A 25864-nucleotide genomic window follows, 5' to 3' on the forward strand; every position below is an offset into this window, starting at 1 on the left:
AGGTAAAAGAAATGAATAAACAACTATTAGGAGTAATAGATGCGACAACGGTTCACGATGATCTGCATGAACTGTCCATTCACCGGTCGGTGGCAGCAATCCCGTTTGGCGGGCGATACAGACTGATTGATTTTATCCTTTCCAATATGGTCAACTCTGGAATCCAGAGCGTAGCGATTTTCCCTAAATTTCAATACAGATCGCTGATGGACCATTTGGGGTCAGGGAGGAACTGGGATCTTAACCGGAAAAGGGATGGACTATTTTTCTTCCCTGCGCCTAACCTGGATAAACATTATACAGGAATTGGCACGCTGGACCATTTTGCTGACAACATTGATTTTTTTGAACGGGCTGCACAGGAGTATGCATTGATTGCTAACTCATATACGGTATTCAATATGGATTTCCAGCCGCTGCTGGATTGGCATATCAAGTCAGGGTGCGATATCACGGAGGTGCATAAGGAAGGAAAATCCTTAGGCATGTACCTTGTTAAAAAGACATTATTGATGGATTTGATCACGACGCGCAATGAAACTGGCTACTCAAATATGAGGGATGTCGCGTCTGATCATGATAGCCAGTTCCATCTCTGCTACTACAACTTTGAAGGGTACGCCTCGATGGTTGATACAATTGATCAGTATTTTAAAACGAGCATGGATTTGCTTAAACCTGAAGTCTGGAAGGAGTTGTTCCCGAAAGACAGGCCAATCCTGACCAAGGTGAAGGATGAGCCGCCTACCCGTTATGATAATGATGCATCCGTAAGAAATTCGATGGTAGCCAATGGCGGAATGATTGAAGGGACTGTCGAAAACAGCATCATTGCTCGCGGAGTAAAAATCGGCAAGGGTACCGTCATCCGCAATTGCATCATCATGCAGAAGACGCAGATTAAGGAGAATTGTCAATTGGATTCAGTGATTGTTGATAAGGATGTAAGAATTGAAGCAGGAACTGTGATAACAGCGCCAGCAGAATCACCGGCTGTTATCCGCAAGGGTACGGTCCAGGGAGTGGGGAGCAGGTCGTGAAGGTATTATTTGCCGTTTCGGAATGTGTCCCGTTCATCAAGTCAGGCGGACTGGCGGATGTAGCGGGCTCACTTCCAAAAGGACTCAAAAAGCTGGGGACGGATGTCCGGGTCATATTACCGAAATATGGTTTGATACCTGAGAGATTCCGTTCTGAAATGAAGAAAGTAAAAGAGTATAATGTGCAACTAGGCTGGCGCTCGCAATATTGTGGCATTGAAACTCTTGAGCATGAAGGTGTTACTTTCTATTTTGTAGACAATGAGTATTATTTCAAGCGCGATAGCCTTTACGGACATTATGATGATGGGGAACGGTTCGCGTTTTTTAACAGAGCTGTCCTTGAATTCATCGGAGAAATCGAATTCTACCCTGATGTGATTCATTGCCATGACTGGCATACAGGCATGATTCCCTTTTTACTAAGGACAGAGTACTATAAGCGCCATGGCTACGGATTGATACAGTCCGTGTTTACGATTCATAATCTGCAGTTCCAGGGGATTTTCCCTCCATCAGTATTGGAGAACTTGCTGCAGATTGACAGCCGTTATTTCAATGAAGAGCAGCTGGAGTTTTTCGGGAATGCCAATTTCATGAAAGCGGCTTTGATTGCATCTGACCATATTACTACGGTCAGTCCTACGTACAAGAATGAAATTCAGACAGATTATTTTGGTGAAAAGCTGGATGGCATCCTGCGTAAAAGAAGCGAGGATCTATCTGGAATACTGAATGGGATTGATCACGATTTATATGATCCTGAAAGGTACTCTGGATTGGCTGCCAATTTCGGAGTGGACTCACTTGAAAGAAGAGTCGAAAACAAGCTTCAGGTCCAGCGTGATTTCGGTTTGCCTGAAAACGAAAATATTCCTGTTGCAGCAATGATAACTAGGCTGACGAAGCAAAAGGGTCTCGATTTGGTCAGGGGAGTTTTCCATGAAATCCTGGCGACAGGAATGCAACTTGTCGTGCTGGGATCAGGAGACCCTGAGTTTGAGCAATTTTTCAGGGATATGTCAGCGCGTTATCCTGAACAGTGTGGCATATACATCGGCTTTGATGAGAATCTGGCCCATCTGGTCTACGCAGGATCTGATTTGTTCCTGATGCCATCCAGGTTCGAGCCATGCGGTCTGAGCCAGATGATCGCAATGCGTTATGGATCCATTCCTGTTGTGAGAGAGACAGGTGGCCTGAACGATACCGTACAGTCTTATAATGAATTTAATGGTGAGGGCAATGGTTTTTCCTTTGCCGACTTCAATGCCCATGACATGCTCTTTACAATCCAACGGGCGTTGTCTTTTTACCATAAGCGCGAAAAATGGCTTATGCTGGCGAAAAATGCTATGGAAACAGACTATAGCTGGGTACAATCTGCCAAACAATACAATGAGTTGTATACCGATCTCATCTCAAGGAGTGAATCGCATGTTTTCTAGTGTTCCTAAATTCAAAAATGCTTTCTTGAAAAAACTCGAGATGATGTTTGGAACCAGCTTTGAAGAAAGCACGAGCCGTGAGCAGTTCCAGACTCTCGGGCATATGATCAGGGAGCATGTGAGTTCTGATTGGATCAAAACAAACGAATTATATCGTGCCGGAGCGAAGAAACAGGTCTATTACTTGTCAATTGAGTTCCTGCTGGGCTGGCTGCTGAGGCATAACCTGATTAATTTAGGCGTCGAAAAAGTGGTCTGTGAGGGGCTCAGGGATCTGGGCATCGAGCTGGATCAGCTGGAGGAAATCGAGGCGGATGCCGGGCTTGGCAATGGCGGTCTCGGCCGCCTAGCTGCCTGTTTCCTTGATTCCCTTGCATCTCTTGATTTGCCCGGACATGGCTGCGGAATTCGCTATAAACACGGTCTATTCGAGCAAAAAATAGTCGATGGCTATCAAGTGGAGCTTCCTGAGCAATGGCTGAGACATGGCCATGTTTGGGAGGTGCGCAAGGCGGATGATGCGGTCGAGGTCCCATTCTGGGGTGAAATCGAAAGCAGGATGGAGAATGGGCGGCTTGTTTTCAGGCACCTGAACGCCGAGACTATCATGGCTGTACCTTACGACCTGCCTGTCATCGGCTACGAGACTCAGACAGTCAACACGTTGAGACTGTGGAATGCCGAGCCATCCAGGTTCCCGGCAAATGCAGATATTTTTAAATACAAGAAGGATACCGAATCGGTTTCTGAATTTCTTTATCCGGATGACACGCATGATGAAGGAAAAATCCTTCGTCTCAAGCAGCAATATTTCCTGGTCACGTCCAGTTTGAAGGCGATAGTGAATTCTTTTAAAAAGAAGAATAAGAGTTTGCTAGAGTTTCATGATTATGTGAGCATCCATATTAATGACACGCACCCTGCGATAGCCGTTCCTGAACTGATGAGAATACTGATGGATGAGGAAGGCCTTGGGTGGGACGATGCCTGGGACATTACCGTGCAGACGCTTTCCTATACGAACCATACGACACTGGCTGAGGCGCTGGAGAGATGGCCGATCCGGATCTTCAAGCCGCTGCTGCCACGTATTTTCATGATTGTTGAGGAAATCAATGAGCGCTTCTGCAAAGGAGGTGTGGGAGCAGTATCCAGGCGACTGGAGCAGGGTTGAAAACATGGCAATCATCGCCCATGAAGAGGTGCGTATGGCGCCACTTGCCATTGTCGGAAGCCACAGCGTCAATGGCGTTGCACAGCTTCACACCGAGATCCTGAAAAACAGGGAGATGAACCTGTTTTATCAGTTTTATCCTGAGCGTTTTAACAACAAGACAAATGGAATTACCCACCGACGCTGGCTGTTGAAGGCGAATCCGGGGCTGTCAGGGTTGATCACGGATGCTATTGGGCCTGAATGGGTTTCATCCCCTCAACAATTGGAGAATTTGATGCGGTTTAATACCGACTCTGCTTTCCTTGAGAAATTGCATGAAATCAAGCAGGGAAATAAAGAGCGTCTGGCAAAGCGGATTCTGGATAAAACAGGGATACAGGTTGATACAGAATCAATTTTTGATGTCCAGGTAAAAAGACTTCACGCTTATAAGCGTCAGCTGCTGAATGTACTGCACATCATGCATTTGTATAATTTTTTGAAAAAGGATCCTGAAGCATTGCTATATCCGCGAACATTTATTTTCGGTGCAAAGGCATCTCCTGGCTATTATTTTGCCAAGAAAGTCATTAAGCTGATTAACTGTGTGGCCGATAAGGTGAACAATGATCCCGCAACTAATGGAAAGCTGAAAGTTGTATTTCTTGAAAATTACCGCGTCTCTCTGGCTGAGGATATTTTTCCGGCTGCGGATATCAGTGAACAAATCTCAACCGCAAGCAAAGAAGCTTCAGGAACAGGGAATATGAAATTCATGATGAACGGTGCCATGACCCTTGGGACGCTTGATGGCGCAAATGTCGAAATCACCGATTTGGTTGGCAGGGAGAATATCTTCCTATTCGGGTTGACCGCAGAGGAAGTGCTTGATTACCAGAATAATGGCGGCTACCATTCGCTCGAATATTATCACCACGATGAGCGGATCAGGGAAGTGGTCGATCAGCTGGTCAATGGATTCTTCCCTGATACAGAAAACCATTTCAATGAAATCTTTGATACCTTGCTTGGCCATAACGACCAATATTTTGTATTGAGAGATTTCGCTTCATATACAGAGGCTCACGAGGAGGTCAGCCGGAGTTATTTGAATCGAAATGCATGGCTGAAAAAGAGCCTGGTTAACATCGCGAGGTCAGGTTATTTCTCCAGTGACAGGACCATTATGGAATACGCAGATCAAATCTGGAAAGTACAATCTGCTTTAAAAGTTTAAGAAGCTTCAGGCCAAATCGATGATGATTTGGCCTTTTGTTATTCTGGAAAAGTGTAGGACGAGGAACAACATAGGAGGCTGAAAATGCCTGAATTTGGTCGTGTAAGTCTGTTGATACAGAAGAAATTCAACGAGCAAATAGAAATATGTTATAGCCCCATTTGAGGTCAGTGAACCTCCTATAAAATCAGCAAAGCAGTCCCAATAGTAATCAACACTGCACCTGAGACGGTAGATTTAGTTGGCTTTTCTTTTAAAATGATGAAGCTCAGGGTCATGGTCAATACGACGCTGAACTTATCAATCGGATTGACGATGCTCACTTTTCCGATTGCCAGTGCTGCAAAATAACATAACCATGAGAAGCCTGTTGCTGCACCTGATAGGATTAGAAAAATGTAAGATTTCCTTGAGATTTTTCTGAGGTCCTTCACAGTGCCCTGGAAAAACACAATTCCCCATGCAAAAATGACGATCACGACTGTACGGATGAAGGTGGCCACATTGGAGTCAACATCCTCAATTCCGATTTTCGCCAGGATATTTGTCAGGGCAGCGAAAACTGCTGACATGATGGCGAGAAAAATATATGACTTTGTGTTGAATACCTTTTTTCTCTGCTTTTTCTTCTTTTTGTCTTTCCCAATCAGCACAAAGGTTCCAATAGAAATAATGACACCACCTGCCACAACAGGCATGGTTGCAGGCTCCCTCAATACTATGAAGGATAACACAATCGTCAATACGACACTGGCCTTATCAATTGGGACAACTTTTGATACATCGCCAATCTGAATTGCTTTAAAAAAGGCAAGCCAGGAAAGACCGGTTGTCAATCCAGAGAGAACTAGGAAAATGAATGATTTCATTGACACTGCAGCAATGCTTTCAGTTTGGCCGGTAATTAAGACCATCAAGTAGGCCATGATTACAACTACGATCGTCCTGACAGCCGTTGCCAGGTTTGAATCGACATCTTCAATTCCAATTTTCGCTAGAATGGCGGTAAAGGAAGCAAATAGTGCGGCCAGTAAAGCTAAAATGATACTCATCGTTTATCTCCATTTCTATTGAGGTACATTTAGTTTGGGAATCTGCAGCAGGAATATTCTTGTCCAAAAATTGAACAATGTACGTTTCCTGGGGACTGGGCATAGGATAGGTTGATAAAACCTGTGAAGGGAATGAGCTAATTGTATAACGTTCCACCCTATTCCTATCCATATTATGTTGATTCTTCAGCATATAGCCCTAGATCCAGCCAAAATAGCCATCAGCAAGTACTTGAAGCGCTGCTTGCTGGAATAAAAGGGGAAGCTTCAGCGGTTGATTTTTACAGTCGCCTGGCGGAATCAGCGCCAAACCAGAGACATAAGAAAGCGATAATGAAGGCGTTAGAGGATAAACATATCCACTTAAGGCAATTTACTGATCTGTATGTCACTTTAACTGACCAAAGGCTGCAGTATCAGTATGACCGGGTGAACTTCCAATCATATCGAGAAGGTTTGCAAAAGGCTTATGAAACAGAAGTAGAAGATTATCATGAATATCGAAACAGCTATTTGCTTACCCAAAACCTGCCGGTGAGCAATGTGTTTTTCCGCGCGTTCGCGGATGAATTAGAGCATGCAACAAGGTTAGAATGCCTGCGTCAAGAGACAGATCCCCGTTTGCAGGACTATGGCAAAGAACCATTTACCATCAATATAGAAGAGGCAACTACGCAAAACGAGACATTCCGTACCGCCTTATGGACGGGGAGAAACCTTCAGGTGACAGTCATGAGCATCGATGTGGGTGATGACATTGGCCTGGAAGTTCACGAAACTGGCGATCAATTTATCCGTGTAGAAGAAGGCGAAGCGCTCGTACAAATGGGGGACAGCAAAGATAATCTCGATTTTGAGTCTAGAGTATCTGACGACTACGCGATCATGATACCTGAAGGAAAGTGGCATAATGTCACCAATATTGGCGATACAAAGCTTAAGGTATATGTCATCTATGCACCACCTGAACATCCATTCGGAACAGTCCATGAAACAAAAGCAGATGCTGAAGCTGCCGAGTAAATATTGAATACTGGGATTGGAGATTAATCTCTCCAATTTTTTTTGATTTACCGTATAATATGGAAAAATTCCAGGCGCTAAATAACATAAAATGGTAAAACAATTCATCAATAGTCGTCATTGGAGTTGTGATGTAACAAAAACTGGTAAAATGATTCATCAATAGCCGTCATTGGAGTTGTGATGTAACAAAAACTGGTAAAATGATTCATCAATAGTCGTCATTGGAGTTGTGATGTAACAAAAACTGGTAAAATGATTCATCAATAGCCGTCATTGGAGTTGGGATATTACATAAACTGGTAAAACGATTCACCAATAGTCGTCATTGGAGTTGCAAATTAACATAAACTGGGCAGAAGGATCATAAATAATCGCCACTGAGATCATTTTTATCCTTAAAATGGTTATAGCAGCTGCTAATAGTCCTTATGGAATCCATCTTCCCCAAAACGGAAATTCTGTTTGCTAATGGTTTTCGGGCTGTTATTTTTCAAATCGATATCTTCCACGATTGAAAAAGCCTCAGTCGATGAACTGAGGCTTTTTGCTTATTCATTTTTTTTCTTATTATCCTCTATATAACTATCTCCCTCTTTAAAAGGGATATTACCAAGTTCTGATTCCATGCCGGTTTCGTCCAGCTTTTCCTCATAGTCCTCTTCCGCATCACTTTGGAATACTTGTCGATCATCACCTTCAATGTCAGTAGCGCTAAAGGATTCAAGATCTTCCGTGAAGCCGCGTTCTTTTTCATTGTCAATATAGAGCTTATTATAATCTTCATGATCACCGGTAAGATCGGATGGAGTTTCCGATGTTCCGAATTCTGCTACGTCATCAAAGCTGTTTCTGTTGTCGGCCATTTCTTCATTTTGCCTACGGTCAAAGTTTGTGTCATGAGTATATTCCAATACATCCTCTTCCGCCGGACGGCCGTTTGATAGGTTTTGTTCTTGTGAGTGCTCGACACAATATAAGGTATATGGCACAATTTCAAGACGTTCAAACGGGATCTCTTTGCCGCACTCTGCGCATTTACCGTAGGTACCATCCTCAATAGCCTCTAGGGCTTGATCGACTTTTCCAATCTGTTCATCATGATGCTCGTCCAACGCCAGGTTCTTGCTGCGTTCAAACAGTTCTGTACCACTGTCAGCGGGGTGATTATCATATGAAGACAACTCCCCTGTTGCTTCACGCTGGCTGCCCTCAAGGTAACCTTCCTCATTAGTGTGATCTATTTGCGAATTAAGTGTTTCTTTTTCATCTATAAGCGTTTGCTTCAATTGATTAAGCTGGTCATTTGTCAGCATATATACACATCCTTAGTTTTAATTCGTGTTCATACATACTAAATACCCGCTCGTAATTTTAAGAAACATAGAAAAAGCTTCCGCCAAAGGCAGAAGCTTCTCATGTGAATTATATTAAACTGATGAAAATCCCTACTGATAAAAGCAAGCCGAAAATGGTGTTAGTCTTTGCTGTTGCTGCCATAGCCGGCATCATTTGCAACGGATTGGATTTCCCGATGAAGCCTTTCGTTGCTTTTACTGCCTTAGGAATGCTTAAAGCAACAATCGCAAGCCAAGGTGAAACGACACTTGCAATGATTAAGCCGATTACCCAGGCGTAGGAAACAATGAACATGCCCGCGAGCAGCCTGATGGCGCCTTTTCGTCCAAGCAGGATCGCCAGTGTTTTCCGGCCAAATTCCTTGTCTCCATCAAGGTCACGAATATTATTCGCAAGCAGGATCGCGCCGACAAGCAAAAAGCTTGGAAAAGAAACAAGTACACTTGTAGTAGTTACCGTGCCAGTCTGGATGTAGAAGGAGATCAGGATGATCAATACACCCATGAAAAATCCTGCGACAAGTTCCCCGAAAGGAGTATAGGCAATCGGCAATGGACCGCCTGTATAAAGATAACCAGCTGCAAGGGATACGACACCGACAGCAGCGACCCACCAGCTGGTACTCATGCAAATATAAACGCCAAGAAGGACTGAAATTCCATAAAGGCTAAACGCCAGGTTCAAAACCGTTTTAGGCTTTATGCCATGGCGGACGATCGCCCCGCCGATTCCAACAGAATTTTCATTATCCAGTCCACGTTTGAAATCATAATATTCATTGAACATATTTGTTGCTGCCTGAATTAACAGACTCGCAATTAACATCGCGAGGAACAATCCCCAATGGATTCCACCACTGTATTCTATCGCTAAAGCAGTCCCTAGAAGGACAGGGGCAAATGCGGCAGTCAAAGTATGGGGCCGAGTAAGCTGCCACCAGACTCTCCAATCTGCGCCATTGACTGCTGGTGAAGAACTAGGCTGTAGCTGTGGTTGCATAACTAATTCTCTCCCTTATATATCAATCTATCAAACCTTAATATTTTATCTAAAAGAGCCGAAATTGTCAAAAAGACCTTTCATATCTAGGCTAAATTACCTTACAATTATAAGTGTAGATATTCACATAAACACTGTCAATTAGTATTTTCACGTATAATGAGGATGTATTTTCCAGATTGCCTCAAGCGTTTGCGTGTAATATATAATAAGGATGCTAACAGGTTAGGAAAGCCCGCCATTATTGACATCGTGGTGTATGAGGTGTATCTTAAAATAAGCTTAAAAACGTGTGATAACAGAGAGGCTGTTATTGGGGGGATAATTTTGGTTGCCATTCAGGAAACGGAACTAAGACAGGGAATTCTTGATGCGATTGAGCGGGCCAAAGGACAATCTCAGTCGATTTTGGTCAGCGAGGTCCATAAAATAGATCGTATAGATCCTTTTTATTTTTTTGCTTCAGGGAGGGAAAAGTTTTTTTGGAGAACGCTTTTTCTGGAAGGATTCTGAAGGGGAGCAATTCCTAACTGGATTGGGTATATGCGGGCAAATACAGTCGGATCAGGGAGCTGACCGCTTTTTTCATGTTGAAAAAGAGTGGAAGCGCTTCATGGATACAGCGCTGGTTTTTAATAAGCACAATATAAATGGAACCGGTCCGTCCATGTTTGGCGGATTTACCTTTGACCCATTGAAGAAAAAGACAGATTTATGGTCAAAATTTTCCGGGGCACTGTTCCACATTCCGAAATATATGCTGACAATCGTCAAGGGAGAGGCGTACTTTACGACCAATGTAGTCTGCACCCAGCATGACGATATGTCACTTTTTGATAAAGTCACAAGGGAGAGGGAAGATGTTCTATCAAAGGCTGGCCAGAAACCAGCTCTAGCGGAGCTTAATCTTAAGGATGTTATTGAAATTGCTCCTGAAGCATGGAAGCAGACAGTCACTGATGTATTAGCAGATTTTGAAAACAGCGAATTGAAAAAGGTTGTCCTGGCGAGGGAGCTTCGTCTGAATTTTAAGGATGAAGTCCAGTCAGAAAGTGTCCTGGTGAATCTTTTGAAGAATCAGCAAGAAAGCTTTACTTTTGCCTTTGAATCCAATGGTGACTGCTTTATCGGTGCATCTCCTGAGCGGCTGGTCAAGAAGGATGGATCAAGCTTGTTTTCAGCCTGCCTGGCAGGTTCAATCGCAAGGGGCAAAACTACTGAAGAAGATGAAAAGCTAGGGGAGGAACTTTTAACAGACCAGAAAAACTTAATTGAGCATCAATATGTCGTTGATATGATTAAGGGAGCGATGGAAGAAACTTGTGATGAGGTGCTTCTTCCTGAACAGCCTGTATTGATGAAAATGAAATATATTCAGCATTTATATACACCTGTCATCGGCAAGAACCGGGAAGGTACATCACTTCTTCATTTGGTGGACAGACTTCACCCGACTCCTGCATTGGGCGGGTTGCCGAAGCAGGCAGCAATCGAAAAAATCAGGGAAATTGAGTTACTCGACAGAGGGCCTTTATGCAGCACCTGTTGGCTGGATGGATTATCAGGGAAATGGTGAATTTGCCGTAGCAATCCGCTCAGGGCTGATTCAGGGAAATGAGGCATCGCTATTTGCCGGCTGCGGCATCGTTGCAGATTCAAATGCCGAAAGTGAATATATAGAGACTAGCATCAAGTTTCGGCCGATGCTTACAGCACTTGGAGGAAAGACCAAATGAGCCACCAGGAAGGTTTAACAGCATATATCGCAGCATTCGTTGCGGAATTATCCAAAACAGGAGTGGAGGATGTCGTCATCAGTCCTGGATCGAGGTCAACGCCAATGGCCCTGGTTATGGCTGAGCATCCAGACCTGCGCATCCATATTCAGGTCGATGAACGATCTGCTTCATTCTTCGCCCTAGGAATTGCGAAAGCCACTAGTAAGCCAGTCGCTTTGCTTTGTACGTCAGGAACAGCTGCTGCGAATTATTATCCAGCGGTGATTGAAGCCACTATTTCAAGGGTTCCGTTGATTGTCCTGACAGCAGACCGGCCGCATGAATTGCGCGATATAGGAGCCCCGCAGGCGATTGACCAGATTCATCTATACGGCAAGAATGTAAAATGGTTTGTTGAAATGGCACCGCCGGAAAAAACGGAGGATATGATTCGCTATGCTCGAACAGTTTGTGGTAGGGCTGCCGCTACTGCATCAAGCAATCCACAGGGACCTGTCCATTTGAACTTTCCGTTCAGGGAACCTTTGATTCCGAGTACGGATGAAAATATGTTTGAACTGCCTGAGCGTGTTGGCGGTTATGTGGAAATCGAGACAGGTCACTTCAGTTTATCTGATCAAACTTTTGCAGCAATCAGGGAGGATATCGCTTCATATTCAAAGGGGATCATTGTCTGCGGTCAGCTCGACAATAGCGAATTTACCAATGAAGTCATTGCTCTTGCTGATAAATTACAATTCCCGATCATCGCTGATCCACTGTCACAATTGCGCAGCGGAAATCATGATCATCAACATATAATTGATGCTTATGATGCATTTTTAAGGAATGAAGATGCGAAGGAATCGTTGAAGCCAGAAGTGATCATCAGGTTTGGAGCAATGCCAATCTCGAAAGCATTGACAATTTTTATAAAAGAAAACCGGACTGCCCGACAATTCGTTGTCGACAGCGGCGCCGGCTGGCGGGAACCTACGATGTCTGCTTCTGAAATGCTATATTGCGATGAAGCTTTGTTCTGTAAAAAAATTGGCGAGGCTCCTGCACGACCAGGCCAATCCGACTATCTGCATAACTGGCTCACCGTAAATGAACTTGCAAAACAACATTTATCATCCATTTCTAAAGTTGAGGAGTTAAGTGAAGGAAAGCTATTCCAACAGCTCACTGAAATGCTTCCGGAAGGCTCAACATTGTTTGTCGGCAACAGCATGCCAATCAGGGACCTTGATTCGTTCTTCCTATTAAATAAAAAGAATATCAAGGTGATGGCAAACAGAGGAGCGAACGGTATAGACGGAATCGTTTCCACTGCCCTCGGCATTGCAAGCGTGTCCCAGCCTTGTTACCTGGTGCTGGGTGACCTTACATTCTACCATGACCTAAACGGCTTATTAGCTTCAAAATTATATAATATCGATATCAATATTTTGCTTATCAACAATAATGGCGGCGGAATCTTCTCGTTCCTCCCTCAGGCAAAAGAACCTAAGCATTTTGAAAAACTTTTCGGCACCCCTTTGGACCTGGATTTTAGTCATGTTGTCGAAATGTACAACGGGAAATATGATTTAATCAAAGATTGGGATCATTTTTCAGAGACTTTTGACCAAAACAGAAGGGTTGGCGGTTTAAAAGTAATGGAAATAAGAACAACCAGGGATTCCAACATGATGGAACATCGAGATTTGTGGAAATCTGTTTCCCGGGAAATAACTACTTTGCTAAAAGGTGACACGAAATGAAAACCATGATTAATGGCGTAAGATATAATGTCGAGCAATGCGGCGATGGTTTTCCTCTTGTGTTGCTTCATGGTTTTACAGGGGCGGCTTCTGCTTGGAAGCCGTTTTGTCCTATATGGGGACAACATTCAACAATGTTGATGGTCGATCTTATTGGTCATGGAGAGACTGAATCGCCAGGCGATATGGTGCGATATGGCATCATGAAAGCTGCAAATGACATGAAAGAGCTTTTAGACCGGCTGGAGATTGAGAAAACCGATATGCTTGGGTATTCAATGGGCGGCCGAACAGCTATCACATTTGCAAGTATGTATCCCGAAAGAATCAGGAAGCTGGTCCTTGAGAGCACTACACCAGGCCTCGAGAATCCTGAAGAACGGGAAAATCGCGTCCAGCAGGACCAAAGGCTGGCTATGAAGATTGAAACAGAAGGTATGGCAAGGTTCATTGATTTTTGGGAATCCATCCCGCTATTTCGATCACAGCTGAATCTTCCAAACAATATAAGGGAACAAATAAGGAGTCAAAGGCTCAGGAATAATCCTGTTGGACTGGCAAACAGTCTGAGGGGGATGGGGACAGGTGTCCAGCCTTCATGGTGGGACAAGCTATCGACTTTCGATTTCGAGTCTCTATTAATTACTGGTGAACTTGATGATAAGTTTTGTAGAATAGCGGCTGACATGGCATCAAAACTTCCACAAGCGAAACATTTGTCGATAAATGATTGTGGCTATGCAATTCATGTGGAAGAACGTGAAAAATTTGGTACAATAGTAAGTGAGTTTTTGTCGAATACATAATAGGAGGTTGTCTTGATGACAGTTGAATGGGTTTCAGAACGCAAGTATGAAGATATTCTGTATGAAACATATAATGGTATCGCAAGAATCACCATTAACCGCCCGGAAGTGCGCAATGCCTTCCGTCCTAAAACGGTTATGGAATTGATCGATGCATTTGCTTATGCACGTGATGATTCCAGTGTAGGTGTTATCGTTCTTACTGGTGCGGGAGATGATGCATTCTGCTCTGGTGGAGACCAGAAAGTTCGCGGACATGGCGGATACGTTGGTGATGACCAGATTCCTCGCTTGAATGTCCTAGACCTTCAGCGTTTGATCCGTGTGATTCCAAAGCCGGTCATTGCACAGGTTAAAGGTTATGCCATCGGTGGGGGACATGTCCTTCATGTTGTATGTGATCTTACAATTGCAGCAGATAATGCAATATTCGGCCAGACTGGACCAAAAGTAGGAAGCTTTGATGCTGGATACGGTTCAGGCTACCTAGCTAGAATCGTTGGCCACAAAAAGGCTCGCGAAATCTGGTTCCTTTGCCGTCAGTACAATGCCCAGGAAGCTTTGGACATGGGTCTTGTCAACACAGTTGTACCTCTTGACCAGGTTGAAGAGGAAACACTCAAGTGGTGTGAGGAAATCCTTGAGAAGAGCCCAACCGCACTTCGTTTCTTGAAAGCTGCAATGAATGCAGACACTGATGGACTTGCTGGACTACAGCAGATGGCAGGGGACGCAACATTGCTTTACTACACAACTGAAGAAGCAAAAGAAGTCCGCGATGCGTTCAAGGAAAAGCGCAAGCCAGACTTTGGCCAGTTCCCAAGATTCCCTTGATTTTATAACGCTAAAAAAATTAAATTTTTGCACAAAGATTTGTGTCTAGCTCCAGCTCCTAGCCCCTCGTGTCGCTTGTCTAGTTCGGCTCCTAACTCCTCGAGACGCTTCGGTCCTGCCAATGAAGTCAAAGAGCAACTTCACTGTCAGGCCCTCCAGCGCTTGTCGGAGTTTGACAGTCGCCTAGGCTTTTCGAGTTCGGTCCGCCCAATGAAGTCACAGAACGACTTCATCGGTAGGTCCTCCACCGCTTGTCGGGGCTGGCCACGGCGCTTGCACTTTTCTTGTTTGCCAGACAGCTTGATGGAATTTCCATCAAGCTGTTTTAGTATAGAGAGAAGAGGTGAAATCAATTGGCTGAAACCATGCCAAATTGGCTGAAAAAGAGGGCTGAACTGTCTCCCAAACGTGAAGCACTAGTCTTCGATGGGCATACATATACGTTTTTAGAAGTTTTTGAACGAGCAAAGGCATACGCCGGAAAGTTTGGAGCTCTGGATTTGCAGAAGGGTTCAACGGCAGCTGTACTTTTTTCTAATCAGGCGGAATCCGTATTCATATTATACGCTTTGCAAATGGCTGGAATCAGGACGGTTATTTTGAACAATCGTCTCACTTCCGAAGAGCTTTCATGGCAGCTTGGTGACAGTGAAGCAAAAATACTTATATATGGTAATCGATTTGATGACAAAGTGTCAGAGATGAACTCTGATATTAGAAAAATAAGTACAGATGAATGGAGCCAGCTTCCGGAGAACACGTCCTCTATTCTCGAAGAGTACAATTTGGACGAAATAACGACGATCATGTACACATCTGGAACAACCGGCAATCCGAAGGGGGTCATGCAAACATATGGAAACCATTGGTGGAGCGCAAATGCGTCAGCGCTTAATCTGGGATTGCATGAACACGATAAATGGCTTTGCACTGTGCCTATCTTCCATATTAGCGGCTACTCCATTTTAATGAGGAGCCAGATATATGGAATGCCAGTAATCTTGCATTCCTCTTTTGAAGAAAAAAAGGTAGTCGATGATATACGAAGATATGAAGTGACAGTGATGTCTGTGGTCAGTACGATGCTAAGGAGAGTCTTGGCGGAGCTTGGGTCAGAAAAACTGCCAGATTCATTTCGATGTATGCTGCTAGGCGGCGGGCCTGCGCCGCTCCCTTTGCTAGAAGCATGTCTTGATAAAGAAATTCCTGTATTCCAGACATATGGAATGACGGAAACTTCGTCACAATTTGCGACCTTGTCTCCTGAGTACAGTATTGAACGCCTTGGTTCTGCGGGAAAGCCGCTGTTCCCCAACCAAATTAGGATTGTCGATGGTGATGACCAGGAAGTTCCGCCTGGAGCAGAGGGGAGAGATCCTGGTCAAAGGCCCAAATGTGACGAGTGGCTATTTGAACCGTCCAGATGCAACAGCTGATACAATCCGGGGTCATTGGCTTCACACAGGTGATATTGGCTATTTGGACAGAGATGGCTTCCTTTATGTCCTTGATCGCCGCTCAGATTTAATCATTTCTGGAGGAGAAAACATCTATCCAGCGGAAATTGAAGGCGTACTGCTATCATATCCAGGAGTTGGGGATGCGGGAGTGATTGGTGCACCAGATGAACAATGGCAACAGGTGCCTGTGGCTTTTATTGTAAAAAGCGATCCAGGGATTTCCGAAGAGGCATTATTGGCTCATTGTGAAGAGAAACTGACCAAATACAAGATTCCGAAAAAAATTTACTTTGCAGGAGGCCTGCCAAGGAATGCTGCGAAGAAATTATTAAGGCGCAAACTGCGTGAATGGCTCGAAGCGGAGGATGAAGGCATTGAAAATTAAAACCGTTAAACTATCAATCATCAAAATGCCATTGAAACATCCATTCACTACCCATTTAGGATCAGTGACAGAAAGAGAAGCTATTATCGTTGAGGTGGAGGATCGCAATGGTTTGATTGGTTATGGGGAAGGTGTGGCCTTTTCATCTCCTTGGTATACCGAGGAGACCGTCAAGACTTCATACCATGTGCTGAAAGATTTTCTGATTCCTCTTTTGAAAAAGAAGGGGATCGGCCATCCTGATGAAGCCTCGCTCTTATTCAGGTCGGTTCGCAGGAATCATATGGCAAAGGCTGCGCTAGAAACAGCACTTTGGGATTTGCAGGCGAAGAAAGAGGGCATTCCATTATCCAAGCTGATTGGCGGAACCATGGAAGCCCTCCCTGCCGGAGTCGTTGTCGGCAATCCGAATTTGCCTGAGTCATTGAAACAAATCGAAGTCTATCTGGATCAAGGTTTTAAGCGGGTAAAAGTAAAAATCAGTCCGGAAGATGATTACGCCTATATATCAGGAATTCGTAAACAATTTCCCGATTTACCATTGATGGCGGATGCCAATTCGGCCTATTCTTTGAAGAATGTTGACCGCTTAAAAGCACTGGATGAATTCGGCTTGCTGATGATCGAACAGCCGCTAGGATATGATGACATTGTTGACCATGCCAAGTTGCAGGCTCAAATCGAGACACCAATTTGCCTTGATGAAAGCATCGTTACTTTTGATGACGCAAGGAAAGCAGTCGAGTTAGGCAGCTGCAAGGTTCTCAATATAAAAATAGGCCGGGTCGGCGGAATTGGCGAAGCGAAACGGATTCACGATTACTGTCATTCCAAAGGGATTCCAGTCTGGGCAGGCGGGATGATTGAGTTTGGTATCTCCAGAGCGCACAATATCGCTCTCGCATCGCTTCCAGGATTCACTATACCAGGCGATATATCCGGCTCTGACCGCTATTGGGAAGAAGACATTATCCAGCCGGATATTAAAGTAGATAATGGAATAATCAGCATACCAGAACGTCCAGGCATTGGGTTCCAACTGAATAAAAAGCGCATGAATGAAGTCACTGTTTTTGAAGAACATTTTCATTTTTAAATTGGAGGAGCACTGCTAAGGCAGTGTTTTTTTTGTGCATAAGATATATTGCTGCGGAATAAAAACTGGAAAAAATCCGGGGTAATTCCCAGTTCGCTATAAAAAGTAAATTTTCGCTATTAAACCCAAAAAGTCGCTATAAAAAGTAAATTTTCGCTATTAAAATCAAAAAGTCGCTATCAAAAAGAAATTTTCGCTATTAAAGTTTTGCCCGAGCTATTTCGTAAGAATCTGGTTGATCTTAACAGGCTCATCTGGTGGTCAGATGAACTTTCAGTTGCAATTTCGTTTGAGATGAGTCAATTTCCCCTAATACTGATGCTCTAAAAGAACCATTTTACGATAGTGTGATTTGCATCACTTAGTCGACTCTATTAATTTATTATAATCACTATGGGAATGAGGTAAAACGCCTCGCAGAGTATTAAAAGACATAGGGGAGTGTAAATTATGCTAGATCAAAAAACAATTGATATCATCAAATCCACAGTACCGGTTCTTGAAGTACACGGGGAACAAATCACGACGGTATTTTATAAAACGATGTTCGAAAATCATCCGGAGCTTTTGAATATTTTTAACCATGCGAACCAGAAGCAGGGCTGACAGCAAAGAGCATTGGCTGGAACTGTCTATGCAGCTGCCAAATACATCGACAATCTGGAAGCGATCTTGCCGGTAGTAACCCAGATTGCCCACAAGCACCGCAGCCTTGGCATCATGCCTGAGCATTACCCGATTGTTGGAAAGCACTTACTGCTTGCTATCAAAGAAGTGCTTGGAGATGCGGCTACAGATGAAATTATCAATGCTTGGGCAGAAGCATATGGCGTAATTGCTGATGCGTTCATCTCTGTGGAAGCGGAAATGTATGATGCAGCAGCGAACCAGAATGGTGGCTGGAAGGATTTCCGTCCATTCATTGTTGCGAACAAAGTGGAGGAAAGTGAAACCATCACTTCTTTCTACCTGAAGCCGGTAGATGGAAAAGCTATTGCTTTTTTCAAGCCAGGTCAATACATCAGCGTCAAACTTGAGATCGAAGGGGAAGAATTCACTCATATCCGTCAATACAGCTTGTCTGATGCACCAGGTAAAGATTACTACCGTATCAGCGTTAAAAAGGAAGCGGGTATCGAGACTCCTGATGGCAAAGTATCCAACTATCTGCACAGCAGTGTAGAAGAGGGAGAGGTCCTGCAAATTAGCGCTCCTGCTGGCGACTTCTTCCTTGATACCAAAAAAGACACGCCAGTTGTATTGATAAGCGGTGGTGTCGGACTGACTCCGATGGTCAGCATGCTGAAGACAGTAGCGGAATTGCAGCCTGAAAAAGAAGTCACCTTCATCCATGCAGCCCAAAACGGCAAAGTCCATGCACTGAAAGACGAAGTCGCAGCAACAGCGGCAAAAGCAAAAGTGAACTCTGTGGTATTCTACGATCAGCCAACTGAAGAAGATCGCAAAAACAGCAGCTTTGATGTAGAAGGTTATATCACTGAAGACTGGCTCAAGAAAAATGTGAATCTTGGACAATCAGACTTCTATTTCTGCGGCCCAGTACCATTTATGAAAGCTATCAATGCAGCGTTAAAAGATCTTGGTGTCACCGAGGAAAGAATTCACTTCGAATTTTTCGGACCAATGGCAAGCCTAGAGGCGTAATACAAACAGGCACTCTTCATCATAGAAGGGTGCTTTTTATTATTTTTCATCTTTTAGCACATTCGAAAAGGTTATCGATTGACAAATATTATATAAGTTTTGTATAAGCATTGTATAACTTATAGTGCTAAATTTATACATAATTAGCTTATAAGTTATACAACATTTAAACAAAGGAGAGATGGAGATGAAGAAGTTTTCGTTTTTGTTGGTGTTCACCCTGATTTTTTCCATGTTTGGAGGTTCTGCGCTTGCTGATGGTCATAACGAAGCGAAGGTACGGATTGTTCATGCTTCCCCTGATGCGCCAGCAGTCGATATTACAGTTGATGGTAATGTGGTTGTGGAAAACGCAGAGTTTAAGGCAGTGACAGATTATTTAATGGTACCGTCTGGTGAGCATGAAGTAAGTATTTTTGCTGCCGGTACAGTAGCTGACGGCAAGCCGGTATTGACGGCACAATTATCTGTTGAAGCAGATAAAGCTTACACGGTCCTTGCTGTCAACAAATTAGAAGCGCTTGAAGTTACAGTAATGAATGATGATATGATGACAGAAAAGGGCAAAGCAAAGGTTCGGGTCGACCATTTCTCTCCGGACGCTCCAGCCGTTGATGTAGCAGTAACTGGTGGAGATGTTCTTTTTCCGAATGCGCCATTCAAGGGTGTAACGGATTACTTGGAAGTTGCTCCAGCCACATTGGATTTAGAAGTTAGGGCAGCCGGCACTCAAGATGTGGTGTTGTCTTTACCAGGAACTGAGCTCAAAGCAGATATGATTTATACGGTGCTTGCTGTTGGTCTTGCCAGCGGAGAACCTGCACTTGATGCCATTGTTTTGGCGGATCCATCCACAAATGTGATGCCAAAAGAAATGCCTGACACGGGTAAAGGTGGAGTAACAGGACTGATGATGAGCATGCTGCCATTTGTATTGCTGATTGGCGCAGTCAGTTTCTTTTTCTATAAAAGAAAGAATGCTTTTCAAGCTTAAACTATTATTAGTCGTCATTCTTCTTGCTGGTTGTCAGCCGATGAACTCAGATCGAATGGTGGAGGTTGAAGAAGTACAGTCAGAACCAGTTGTTAGTACAACGGCTTCGAGTTCCACCCCTTCCGCCCAAAAGGTCACACAAGAAAAAGGCATGGTGCCTATAAACCTGACCATTTCATCAATCGGCCTTGATGCGAAGATCATTCCAGTAGGACTTCAAGAGGATGGAGCAATGGAGGTCCCGGAGGATGTGATGGAAATTGGGTGGTACACTAAAGGTGCCAGGCCAGGCGAGAAGGGAAATGCCGTTTTAGCTGGGCATGTTGATAACTATCTTGGAAAAGGTGTTTTTTTCGATCTGGAAAATGTCTCTATTGGTGATGAAGTAGTATTATCCGATCAGGGAACTTCCTTGCGCTATAAAATCGTAAAGATTGAATCCTACCCTTATGATGACGGACCAATCGAAGAAATTTTCGGCTTTACTTCACAAAAACGAATACAATTAATTACCTGCACAGGATGGTTCAATCCGCTAACAAAAAATCACGAAGAGCGGCTAGTCGTCACAGCCATTCAGCAATAAGAAGGTACCTAGTTTCCAGTAATGAAATTTCAAAAAGGCTATTGACTTCCTGGAAAATTCTGAATAAAATACTGATTAACATCTTTATAGTAGCAATGAAGAGAAAAAGTAGAGTGCCCCTGTTTTTTACAGAGAGCTTCGTCAGCTGAAAAGAAGCAAAGACAGACACTTGAAAAATGGTCTCCGAGCTCCGTCCTGAACATGCTTTTTGCATAAGTAGGATTCGGCGAGATTTGACACTCGTTATCCATGTCACAGTATAAGAGCAGGCATCCTATGCTCCGTACTTGATGAGGCAAATGGTGTGAGTCGTTTGCGAAATAAGGTGGTAACACGTGGGAATTAAACCTCGTCCTTAACTAGTGCAGTTAAGGGCGGGGTTTTTTATTTTTTTCAATTGCATAAGGAGGTTTTTCAAATGAGTATTTTTATCGGAGGAGCATGGGCTTATGTAACGGATCTTTGCATCTTCCGGTAAGTGACCTGGAATTATTTTGGGTAGTCAGGCGTACTCAATATTTAATAAAAAAAAATAAGACCGGACGAACCCGGTCTTAACTCCCATCAACTTAACGCTTCAAACGTTTTGCAGTCTGTTTCGCGGCTATTGTCGGCTTGCTCGCCGGAATGGCTGACTACATAAATCTTATCGGCACTGCAAAGATTCCCATCTTTCCAATAGTGGCAGTTGCTAACTTCACATAGAACATCTTTGACCATTGGTGTACCACTCCTTTTTGGTTTGATACACACTTAGCATGCAGCGAAAACAGGGTTATGATTCCCGCTAAAATCAGGAAAGAATAAGGCCTCCAATAGAGGGAGGTGAAGGTATCTATTCTTTCAATGCTTTTTCAAGTGTCGCGATATTTTTTTCCATTAGTGTGAAGTAAGTTTCATTATTTTTAATATCTTCGTCGGTCAATACGGAAAGATTGTGGAGTGTCAGTGATTTTGCTCCGATTTCTTCTTGAACCATTTTTGCCAGCTTGGAATTGAAATTTTGTTCATTCAGGACGTATTTGATCTTTTCATCCTTTGCATGTGAAATCAACTTTTGAAGCTCTTTTTGAGATGGCTCATTTGTAGTTGATTGTCCAGAAATACTGATCTGCTGGATCCCGTAGCGCGTCTCCCAATAACTAAAGGCAGAGTGTGATACTAGGATTTCCTTGCGCTTAGCTGAGCTAATGACTTCAGAAAACTCGTCGTCAAGATTCGTCAATTGATCAGTAAGCTCGGTGTAGTTTTGTTCGAAAGTGTCTTTATGCTCAGGCATCTGTTCAGTTAATTGTTCTTTGATTGCAAGTGCCAGTTCGTTTGCGTAAATTGGATCAAGCCATACGTGAGGGTCGAAATTTCCGTGAGCATGTTGATCCTCATCTTTATGGCTTTCCTCATCATGCGCGTTTTCATCAGCATGTTCTTCCTCGACATGACCTTCTTCCTCGGCATGACCTTCCTCATCATGACTCTCTTCATCTGAGCCATCCTCGTTGTGTGCCTCGTCTTGATGTTCGCCATTCTCATCCAGATGCAAAGACTCACCAACCGGAACCATTTTCACATCTTCATTTTTTAGTGTCTTGCTGGCTTTATCAACAAAACCTTCAAGTCCCAGGCCGATAAAGAAAAATAAATCTGCGTCTGCCAGTGCCATCATATCTTTTTGGGAGGGCTCGAATGTATGCTCATCTGCTCCCGGTGGATAAACGGTTTCAACATTGACATAATCACCGCCAATTTGCTGTGCGAAGAACTGGAGCGGATAAACCGTAGTATAGACTTGCAGCAGATCATCGTTCTTTTTTGGATTAGAAGCGTCCTGCCCACAGCCGCTTAGAAATGCAGCAATCATCATAAACAAAGATAAAATAAATGCAGTTTTTTTCATATATGCCTCCTGATAGTCAAAACGGACTCATTACGATTTAGGGAATGAGGTTTATTTGTTATTAGTTTTCTTTTCTTATTCAAAAAAAATAATTCGTAATGGTTACGATTTACCTTCTGTATCATACAAAAGGATGGCGGCAAAATCAAGTAAAACATTTTGGTTCAGAAACAATTTACGGTATTCTATTAGAAAGAGAATGTTTAAAAGGAGAATGAAACGATGAGAATGCTTGATGAAATCCTTGATTTTAATGAGAAATTTGTAGCTGAAAAGAAATATGAAGAATTCACCACAACTAAGTTTCCTAATAAAAAAATGGTTATCTTAACATGCATGGATACAAGGCTTGTTGAACTGTTGCCAAGGGCTTTGAATATCCGCAATGGTGATGTGAAAATTGTGAAGAATGCCGGTGCGCTGATCATGCATCCATTCGGAAGTATCATGAGAAGTCTCCTCGTCGCAGTCTATCAGCTGCAGGCGGAAGAAGTGGCAATCATTGGCCATTATGACTGCGGAATGAGCGGGATGAAGCCCGACATCATGATTGATGAGATGAAGAAACGCGGTGTTACAGATGATATGCTCGGAACACTGAATTATTCGGGAAATAAACGTAGAGGAATGGCTTCACGGTTTCGACAATGTCAAGGACAGCGTTTCCCACAGTGTTGAAATCGTTAAAAACCATCCCTTGATGCCAAAAGATGTTCCGGTTCATGGACTGGTGATTGATCCTTCAACGGGAAGGCTTGATCAAGTCATCGATGGTTACGAAAAGTAATATTAATGATTATGAGCTTTAGTGTTTTTCTTTGATGACCACTCTTCTGGTACCGGGTCCATGCCTCCTGGATGGAAGGGCTGGCACTTCAGGATGCGCACAATCGTCAGCCAACCGCCTTTGAAGGGACCAAACCTTTTGATCGCTTCGAGACCGTAATGGGAGCATGTAGGATAAAAGCGGCATGTAGGCGGCTTTAATGGCGAAATCACAACCTGATAAAAACGTATGATGGCGATGAATGCTTTTTTTAGCATCGTGTTCATCCTTTCTTTAAAATTTAAGAAGGAGCTGAGGGCCAGCTCCTTTTATTTATTTTCTTCTTGAGATTTTGATTCATTAGTAACTGCATGGCTGTTATTGTTGTCAATCGGATCGACAGTGTGTTTATACTGATAAGCCTTCGAAGTGGTGACTACACTTAATATTAAAACAATGATAACGATAATGACTGAGATAATCAAAACGGTATACATAAAAAAGCCTCCTTTGCTTCAAAATTATTGTAGCATGTTTCTTTACCTCGGTAGGTAAAAAAAAATCCTGCCATTATGTTTTTTATAAGCCGGAAAGGGGAATATAAACAGTGACTAAAAGGGAGGATGAAATCATTATGGCACAAAAAGATTTAATTCAAGCGGTTAACAAACAAGTTGCAAACTGGACGGTTCTTTACACAAAGCTTCACAACTATCATTGGTATGTAAAAGGGCGTCACTTTTTCACACTGCATGTAAAATTCGAAGAGCTTTATAACGAAGCAGCGACAATCATTGATGAATTCGCAGAACGAATCCTCGCATTGGAAGGCAAGCCTGTTGCAACGCTTAAGGAGTATCTTGAATTATCATCAATCAGTGAAGCAGCTGGTTCAGAAAAAGAAGAAGACATGGTTAAACAATTGCATGATGACTTTGCCACGATCGTGGACGAGCTTCAGGAAGCAATCGAACTTGCTGAAAAAGCAGAAGATACAGCTACAGCGGATATGATGACTGAAGTGAAAATGAGCCTTCGCAAACATATGTGGATGTTCAAGGCGTATTTAGGATAAAAGGAAACTGGCCGACCAATCGGCCAGTTTTTTTCAGTGCTATACGAATTGAGACAAAAGAAAAACCGGCCCGAAGCCGGTTTGTATGTATGGTTATTTACTAGCCTTAATGCACATTCCGTGAAGGATATGAATTGACAGAGCGCGCGCCGAAATCATCTTGGGCAAACTTTCCCTTTAAGCTCTCAATCAAATAAAGTCCCATCAAATCATAAAGTTCCTGCTTATCAAGGTCCTGAATGATTTTCAACAAGTCCTCACGGCTCATTTCTTCAAGAAAGGCAAAAGCGAGCATATCGATATCCTCTTCATCACCGGTCAACTTATTGCGGTACAGTTCGTATAGCTCATCAATCAGTTTCATTAGATTTCACCTCTCCTTCTTAATCGTCCATAATTCCTTATACTTATTTAATACCCTCCAGCGGAAAAAATATGCCTTGGAATTGAAGTGTTTTCCTGTTGGGTTTTCGGATGTTCCTGTATCTTTATTGGTCTCATTTTAACATACAGACAACTTGAAGAGTACTTTGGAGGGCAGAAAAAATTATTTATTTTAATGATATTCAGTATAAACAAATATAGACGCAGGGAACGATATCCTTGAGGTGAGGCATATGCCAGAAGGGAAAAAAACATACTACATCAACATCAGCGAAGGGGAGATTTCAAGCGTTTCAACTGCATCTCCGTGGAATTTTAAAATTGAGGCAAGTGACGAGGACATCACTGCGTTAAGGGAAATATTCGATCAGAGCTATTCCACTGGCTGGCAAAATTTCATGAGGGCGCACGTTCCATATGTGCAATACCATTATGATCGTGAAAACGATGCGCTCGACAGACAATTGGTCCAGACGTATGAAATGATATATAAGCTTGGTGATGAAGAAGCCAGGAGCCATATTGAAAGCATGGGGATTCTTCCTGAAAAATAGAGCAGCCGCAGACAGAGGTCTGCGGTTTATTCATTTCCTGGTTTTCTATATAATTAGGTTAGGAATGTAGGCAGGGAGTTTTCATGATGAAATTTAAAGATATGAACGGCGGAGAAGTGACCTTAATTTTTCAGAAAAATGCCTTTGAAAAAAGTGCGAGACATGTGCTGGTTGTCTGTAAATATCATGGCAAATGGCTTCTGACCCATCATAGTGTCAGAGGTCTTGAGTTCCCGGGCGGCAAAGTGGAAAACGGTGAAACTCTTGAAGATGCAGCTCGGCGTGAGGTTATGGAGGAGACTGGCGCAGTTTTATGCAAGCTTGTCAGCATTGGGGAGTATCAGGTGAGTGATGGAGAGGAATCGTTTGTCAAAAGAATCTTTTACGGGGAAGCAGAAAAAATCGTCTCCCTGGATGACTACATGGAAACAGGCGGTCCGGTTCTTGTCAGTGGGGATTTATTAGAGGAAAGAATGAAGGAGGAATACAGTTTTATCATGAAGGACGATGTGATTAAGCATAGTCTTGAATTTTTGCAGAAATAGTACTGAAAGTGGCGGACTTCAA

At 43.3% G+C, this 25864-nt stretch carries 24 protein-coding genes, 3 pseudogenes and 1 other annotated feature; of the genes and pseudogenes, 19 read left to right on the forward strand and 8 right to left on the reverse strand.

The window, feature by feature from the left end:
- Positions 1-11 precede the first annotated feature (11 nt).
- The 3 genes and pseudogenes from LC048_RS02970 (at position 12) to LC048_RS02980 (ending at position 4881) form a co-directional block, all read left to right on the forward strand.
- Positions 12-1040 carry a GlgC family sugar phosphate nucleotidyltransferase gene (locus tag LC048_RS02970; RefSeq protein ID WP_226606814.1) on the forward strand — a complete coding sequence of 343 codons (1029 nt, stop codon included), beginning with the start codon at positions 12-14 and terminating at the stop codon, positions 1038-1040.
- A complete protein-coding gene (gene glgA / locus LC048_RS02975) occupies positions 1037-2488 on the forward strand; it encodes a glycogen synthase GlgA (protein WP_226606812.1) in 1452 nt (483 codons plus the stop codon). The genes LC048_RS02970 and glgA overlap by 4 nt, the downstream gene beginning before the upstream one ends.
- Positions 2478-4881: pseudogene (locus LC048_RS02980) on the forward strand (glycogen/starch/alpha-glucan phosphorylase). Before glgA ends, LC048_RS02980 begins: the two are co-directional and overlap by 11 nt.
- A gap of 179 nt (positions 4882-5060) precedes the next feature.
- On the opposite strand, the gene LC048_RS02985 reads toward LC048_RS02980, so the two are convergent.
- Positions 5061-5933 (reverse strand): EamA family transporter, encoded by an 873-nt coding sequence (locus LC048_RS02985; protein ID WP_226606809.1) that lies wholly within the window; start codon positions 5931-5933, stop codon positions 5061-5063.
- 141 nt (positions 5934-6074) lie between these two features.
- Between LC048_RS02985 and LC048_RS02990 the strand changes: the two genes are divergently transcribed.
- On the forward strand, positions 6075-6956 hold the full coding sequence (locus LC048_RS02990) for a cupin domain-containing protein (RefSeq protein WP_306049389.1): 882 nt from the start codon (positions 6075-6077) through the stop codon (positions 6954-6956).
- A gap of 551 nt (positions 6957-7507) precedes the next feature.
- Here LC048_RS02990 and LC048_RS02995 read toward each other — a convergent pair.
- Positions 7508-8272, reverse strand: coding sequence for a TraR/DksA C4-type zinc finger protein (locus tag LC048_RS02995; RefSeq protein ID WP_226606805.1), 765 nt, complete (start codon positions 8270-8272; stop codon positions 7508-7510).
- A gap of 109 nt (positions 8273-8381) precedes the next feature.
- Positions 8382-9314 (reverse strand): 1,4-dihydroxy-2-naphthoate polyprenyltransferase, encoded by a 933-nt coding sequence (locus LC048_RS03000; RefSeq protein WP_226606803.1) that lies wholly within the window; start codon positions 9312-9314, stop codon positions 8382-8384.
- Between the two features lie 613 nt (positions 9315-9927).
- Here LC048_RS03000 and LC048_RS03005 point away from each other — a divergent pair.
- The 11 genes and pseudogenes from LC048_RS03005 to LC048_RS03045 all read left to right on the forward strand — a co-directional run bounded on the left by LC048_RS03005 (position 9928) and on the right by LC048_RS03045 (position 20624).
- The gene (locus LC048_RS03005; protein WP_371931985.1) at positions 9928-10890 is read left to right on the forward strand and encodes an isochorismate synthase; all 963 of its coding nucleotides are present in this window, start codon (positions 9928-9930) and stop codon (positions 10888-10890) included.
- Entirely contained in the window at positions 10868-11050 is a 183-nt protein-coding gene (locus LC048_RS24905; protein ID WP_371931986.1) for a chorismate-binding protein, read from the forward strand. Before LC048_RS03005 ends, LC048_RS24905 begins: the two co-directional genes overlap by 23 nt.
- Positions 11047-12798 (forward strand): 2-succinyl-5-enolpyruvyl-6-hydroxy-3-cyclohexene-1-carboxylic-acid synthase, encoded by a 1752-nt coding sequence (gene menD, locus LC048_RS03010; RefSeq protein ID WP_226606799.1) that lies wholly within the window; start codon positions 11047-11049, stop codon positions 12796-12798. Before LC048_RS24905 ends, menD begins: the two co-directional genes overlap by 4 nt.
- On the forward strand, positions 12795-13604 hold the full coding sequence (gene menH, locus LC048_RS03015; RefSeq protein WP_306049392.1) for a 2-succinyl-6-hydroxy-2,4-cyclohexadiene-1-carboxylate synthase: 810 nt from the start codon (positions 12795-12797) through the stop codon (positions 13602-13604). Before menD ends, menH begins: the two co-directional genes overlap by 4 nt.
- A 15-nt stretch (positions 13605-13619) precedes the next feature.
- Positions 13620-14438 (forward strand): 1,4-dihydroxy-2-naphthoyl-CoA synthase, encoded by an 819-nt coding sequence (menB, locus tag LC048_RS03020; protein WP_306049394.1) that lies wholly within the window; start codon positions 13620-13622, stop codon positions 14436-14438.
- A 365-nt stretch (positions 14439-14803) separates the two neighbouring features.
- A pseudogene (locus LC048_RS03025) lies at positions 14804-16283 on the forward strand (o-succinylbenzoate--CoA ligase).
- A complete protein-coding gene (menC, locus tag LC048_RS03030; RefSeq protein WP_371931987.1) occupies positions 16273-17379 on the forward strand; it encodes an o-succinylbenzoate synthase in 1107 nt (368 codons plus the stop codon). Before LC048_RS03025 ends, menC begins: the two are co-directional and overlap by 11 nt.
- A gap of 450 nt (positions 17380-17829) precedes the next feature.
- Entirely contained in the window at positions 17830-17985 is a 156-nt protein-coding gene (locus LC048_RS24910; RefSeq protein ID WP_371931988.1) for a hypothetical protein, read from the forward strand.
- 12 nt (positions 17986-17997) lie between these two features.
- Positions 17998-19044, forward strand: coding sequence for an NO-inducible flavohemoprotein (gene hmpA, locus LC048_RS03035; RefSeq protein WP_371931989.1), 1047 nt, complete (start codon positions 17998-18000; stop codon positions 19042-19044).
- Positions 19045-19231: 187 nt separating this feature from the next.
- The gene (locus LC048_RS03040) at positions 19232-20038 is read left to right on the forward strand and encodes a DUF4397 domain-containing protein (protein WP_306049396.1); all 807 of its coding nucleotides are present in this window, start codon (positions 19232-19234) and stop codon (positions 20036-20038) included.
- A gap of 40 nt (positions 20039-20078) precedes the next feature.
- Positions 20079-20624, forward strand: coding sequence for a class F sortase (locus LC048_RS03045; RefSeq protein ID WP_226606783.1), 546 nt, complete (start codon positions 20079-20081; stop codon positions 20622-20624).
- Positions 20625-20710: 86 nt separating this feature from the next.
- Positions 20711-20984 (forward strand) — a binding site (T-box leader).
- Positions 20985-21188: 204 nt separating this feature from the next.
- Here the strand turns inward: LC048_RS03045 and LC048_RS03050 are convergent.
- Both LC048_RS03050 and LC048_RS03055 read right to left on the reverse strand, forming a co-directional pair.
- Complete coding sequence (locus LC048_RS03050) at positions 21189-21344, reverse strand: DUF1540 domain-containing protein (protein WP_306049398.1); 156 nt, start codon at positions 21342-21344, stop codon at positions 21189-21191.
- Positions 21345-21459: 115 nt separating this feature from the next.
- The gene (locus LC048_RS03055) at positions 21460-22518 is read right to left on the reverse strand and encodes a metal ABC transporter solute-binding protein, Zn/Mn family (protein ID WP_226606777.1); all 1059 of its coding nucleotides are present in this window, start codon (positions 22516-22518) and stop codon (positions 21460-21462) included.
- Between the two features lie 222 nt (positions 22519-22740).
- Between LC048_RS03055 and LC048_RS03060 the strand changes: the two are divergent.
- A pseudogene (locus LC048_RS03060) lies at positions 22741-23305 on the forward strand (beta-class carbonic anhydrase).
- Between the two features lie 2 nt (positions 23306-23307).
- Here the strand turns inward: LC048_RS03060 and yidD are convergent.
- Together yidD and ytzI are read right to left on the reverse strand one after the other, a co-directional pair.
- The gene (gene yidD, locus LC048_RS03065) at positions 23308-23562 is read right to left on the reverse strand and encodes a membrane protein insertion efficiency factor YidD (protein ID WP_306049400.1); all 255 of its coding nucleotides are present in this window, start codon (positions 23560-23562) and stop codon (positions 23308-23310) included.
- Between the two features lie 51 nt (positions 23563-23613).
- A complete protein-coding gene (ytzI, locus tag LC048_RS03070; RefSeq protein ID WP_226606770.1) occupies positions 23614-23781 on the reverse strand; it encodes a YtzI protein in 168 nt (55 codons plus the stop codon).
- Positions 23782-23918: 137 nt separating this feature from the next.
- On the opposite strand from ytzI, the gene LC048_RS03075 reads away from it, so the two are divergent.
- A complete protein-coding gene (locus tag LC048_RS03075; RefSeq protein ID WP_226606824.1) occupies positions 23919-24359 on the forward strand; it encodes a Dps family protein in 441 nt (146 codons plus the stop codon).
- 106 nt (positions 24360-24465) lie between these two features.
- Here the strand turns inward: LC048_RS03075 and LC048_RS03080 are convergent, their stop codons facing one another.
- A complete protein-coding gene (locus tag LC048_RS03080) occupies positions 24466-24723 on the reverse strand; it encodes a DUF6154 family protein (RefSeq protein ID WP_023626881.1) in 258 nt (85 codons plus the stop codon).
- A gap of 253 nt (positions 24724-24976) precedes the next feature.
- Here LC048_RS03080 and LC048_RS03085 point away from each other — a divergent pair, with 253 nt between their 5' ends.
- Positions 24977-25297, forward strand: a complete 321-nt coding sequence (locus tag LC048_RS03085) for a hydrolase (RefSeq protein WP_226606768.1) — start codon at positions 24977-24979, stop codon at positions 25295-25297.
- A gap of 83 nt (positions 25298-25380) precedes the next feature.
- Positions 25381-25842, forward strand: a complete 462-nt coding sequence (gene ytkD, locus LC048_RS03090; RefSeq protein ID WP_226606766.1) for an RNA deprotection pyrophosphohydrolase — start codon at positions 25381-25383, stop codon at positions 25840-25842.
- Positions 25843-25864 lie beyond the last annotated feature (22 nt).

This window comes from Mesobacillus subterraneus, assembly GCF_020524355.2.
Lineage (GTDB): Bacteria > Bacillota > Bacilli > Bacillales > Cytobacillaceae > Mesobacillus > Mesobacillus subterraneus_C.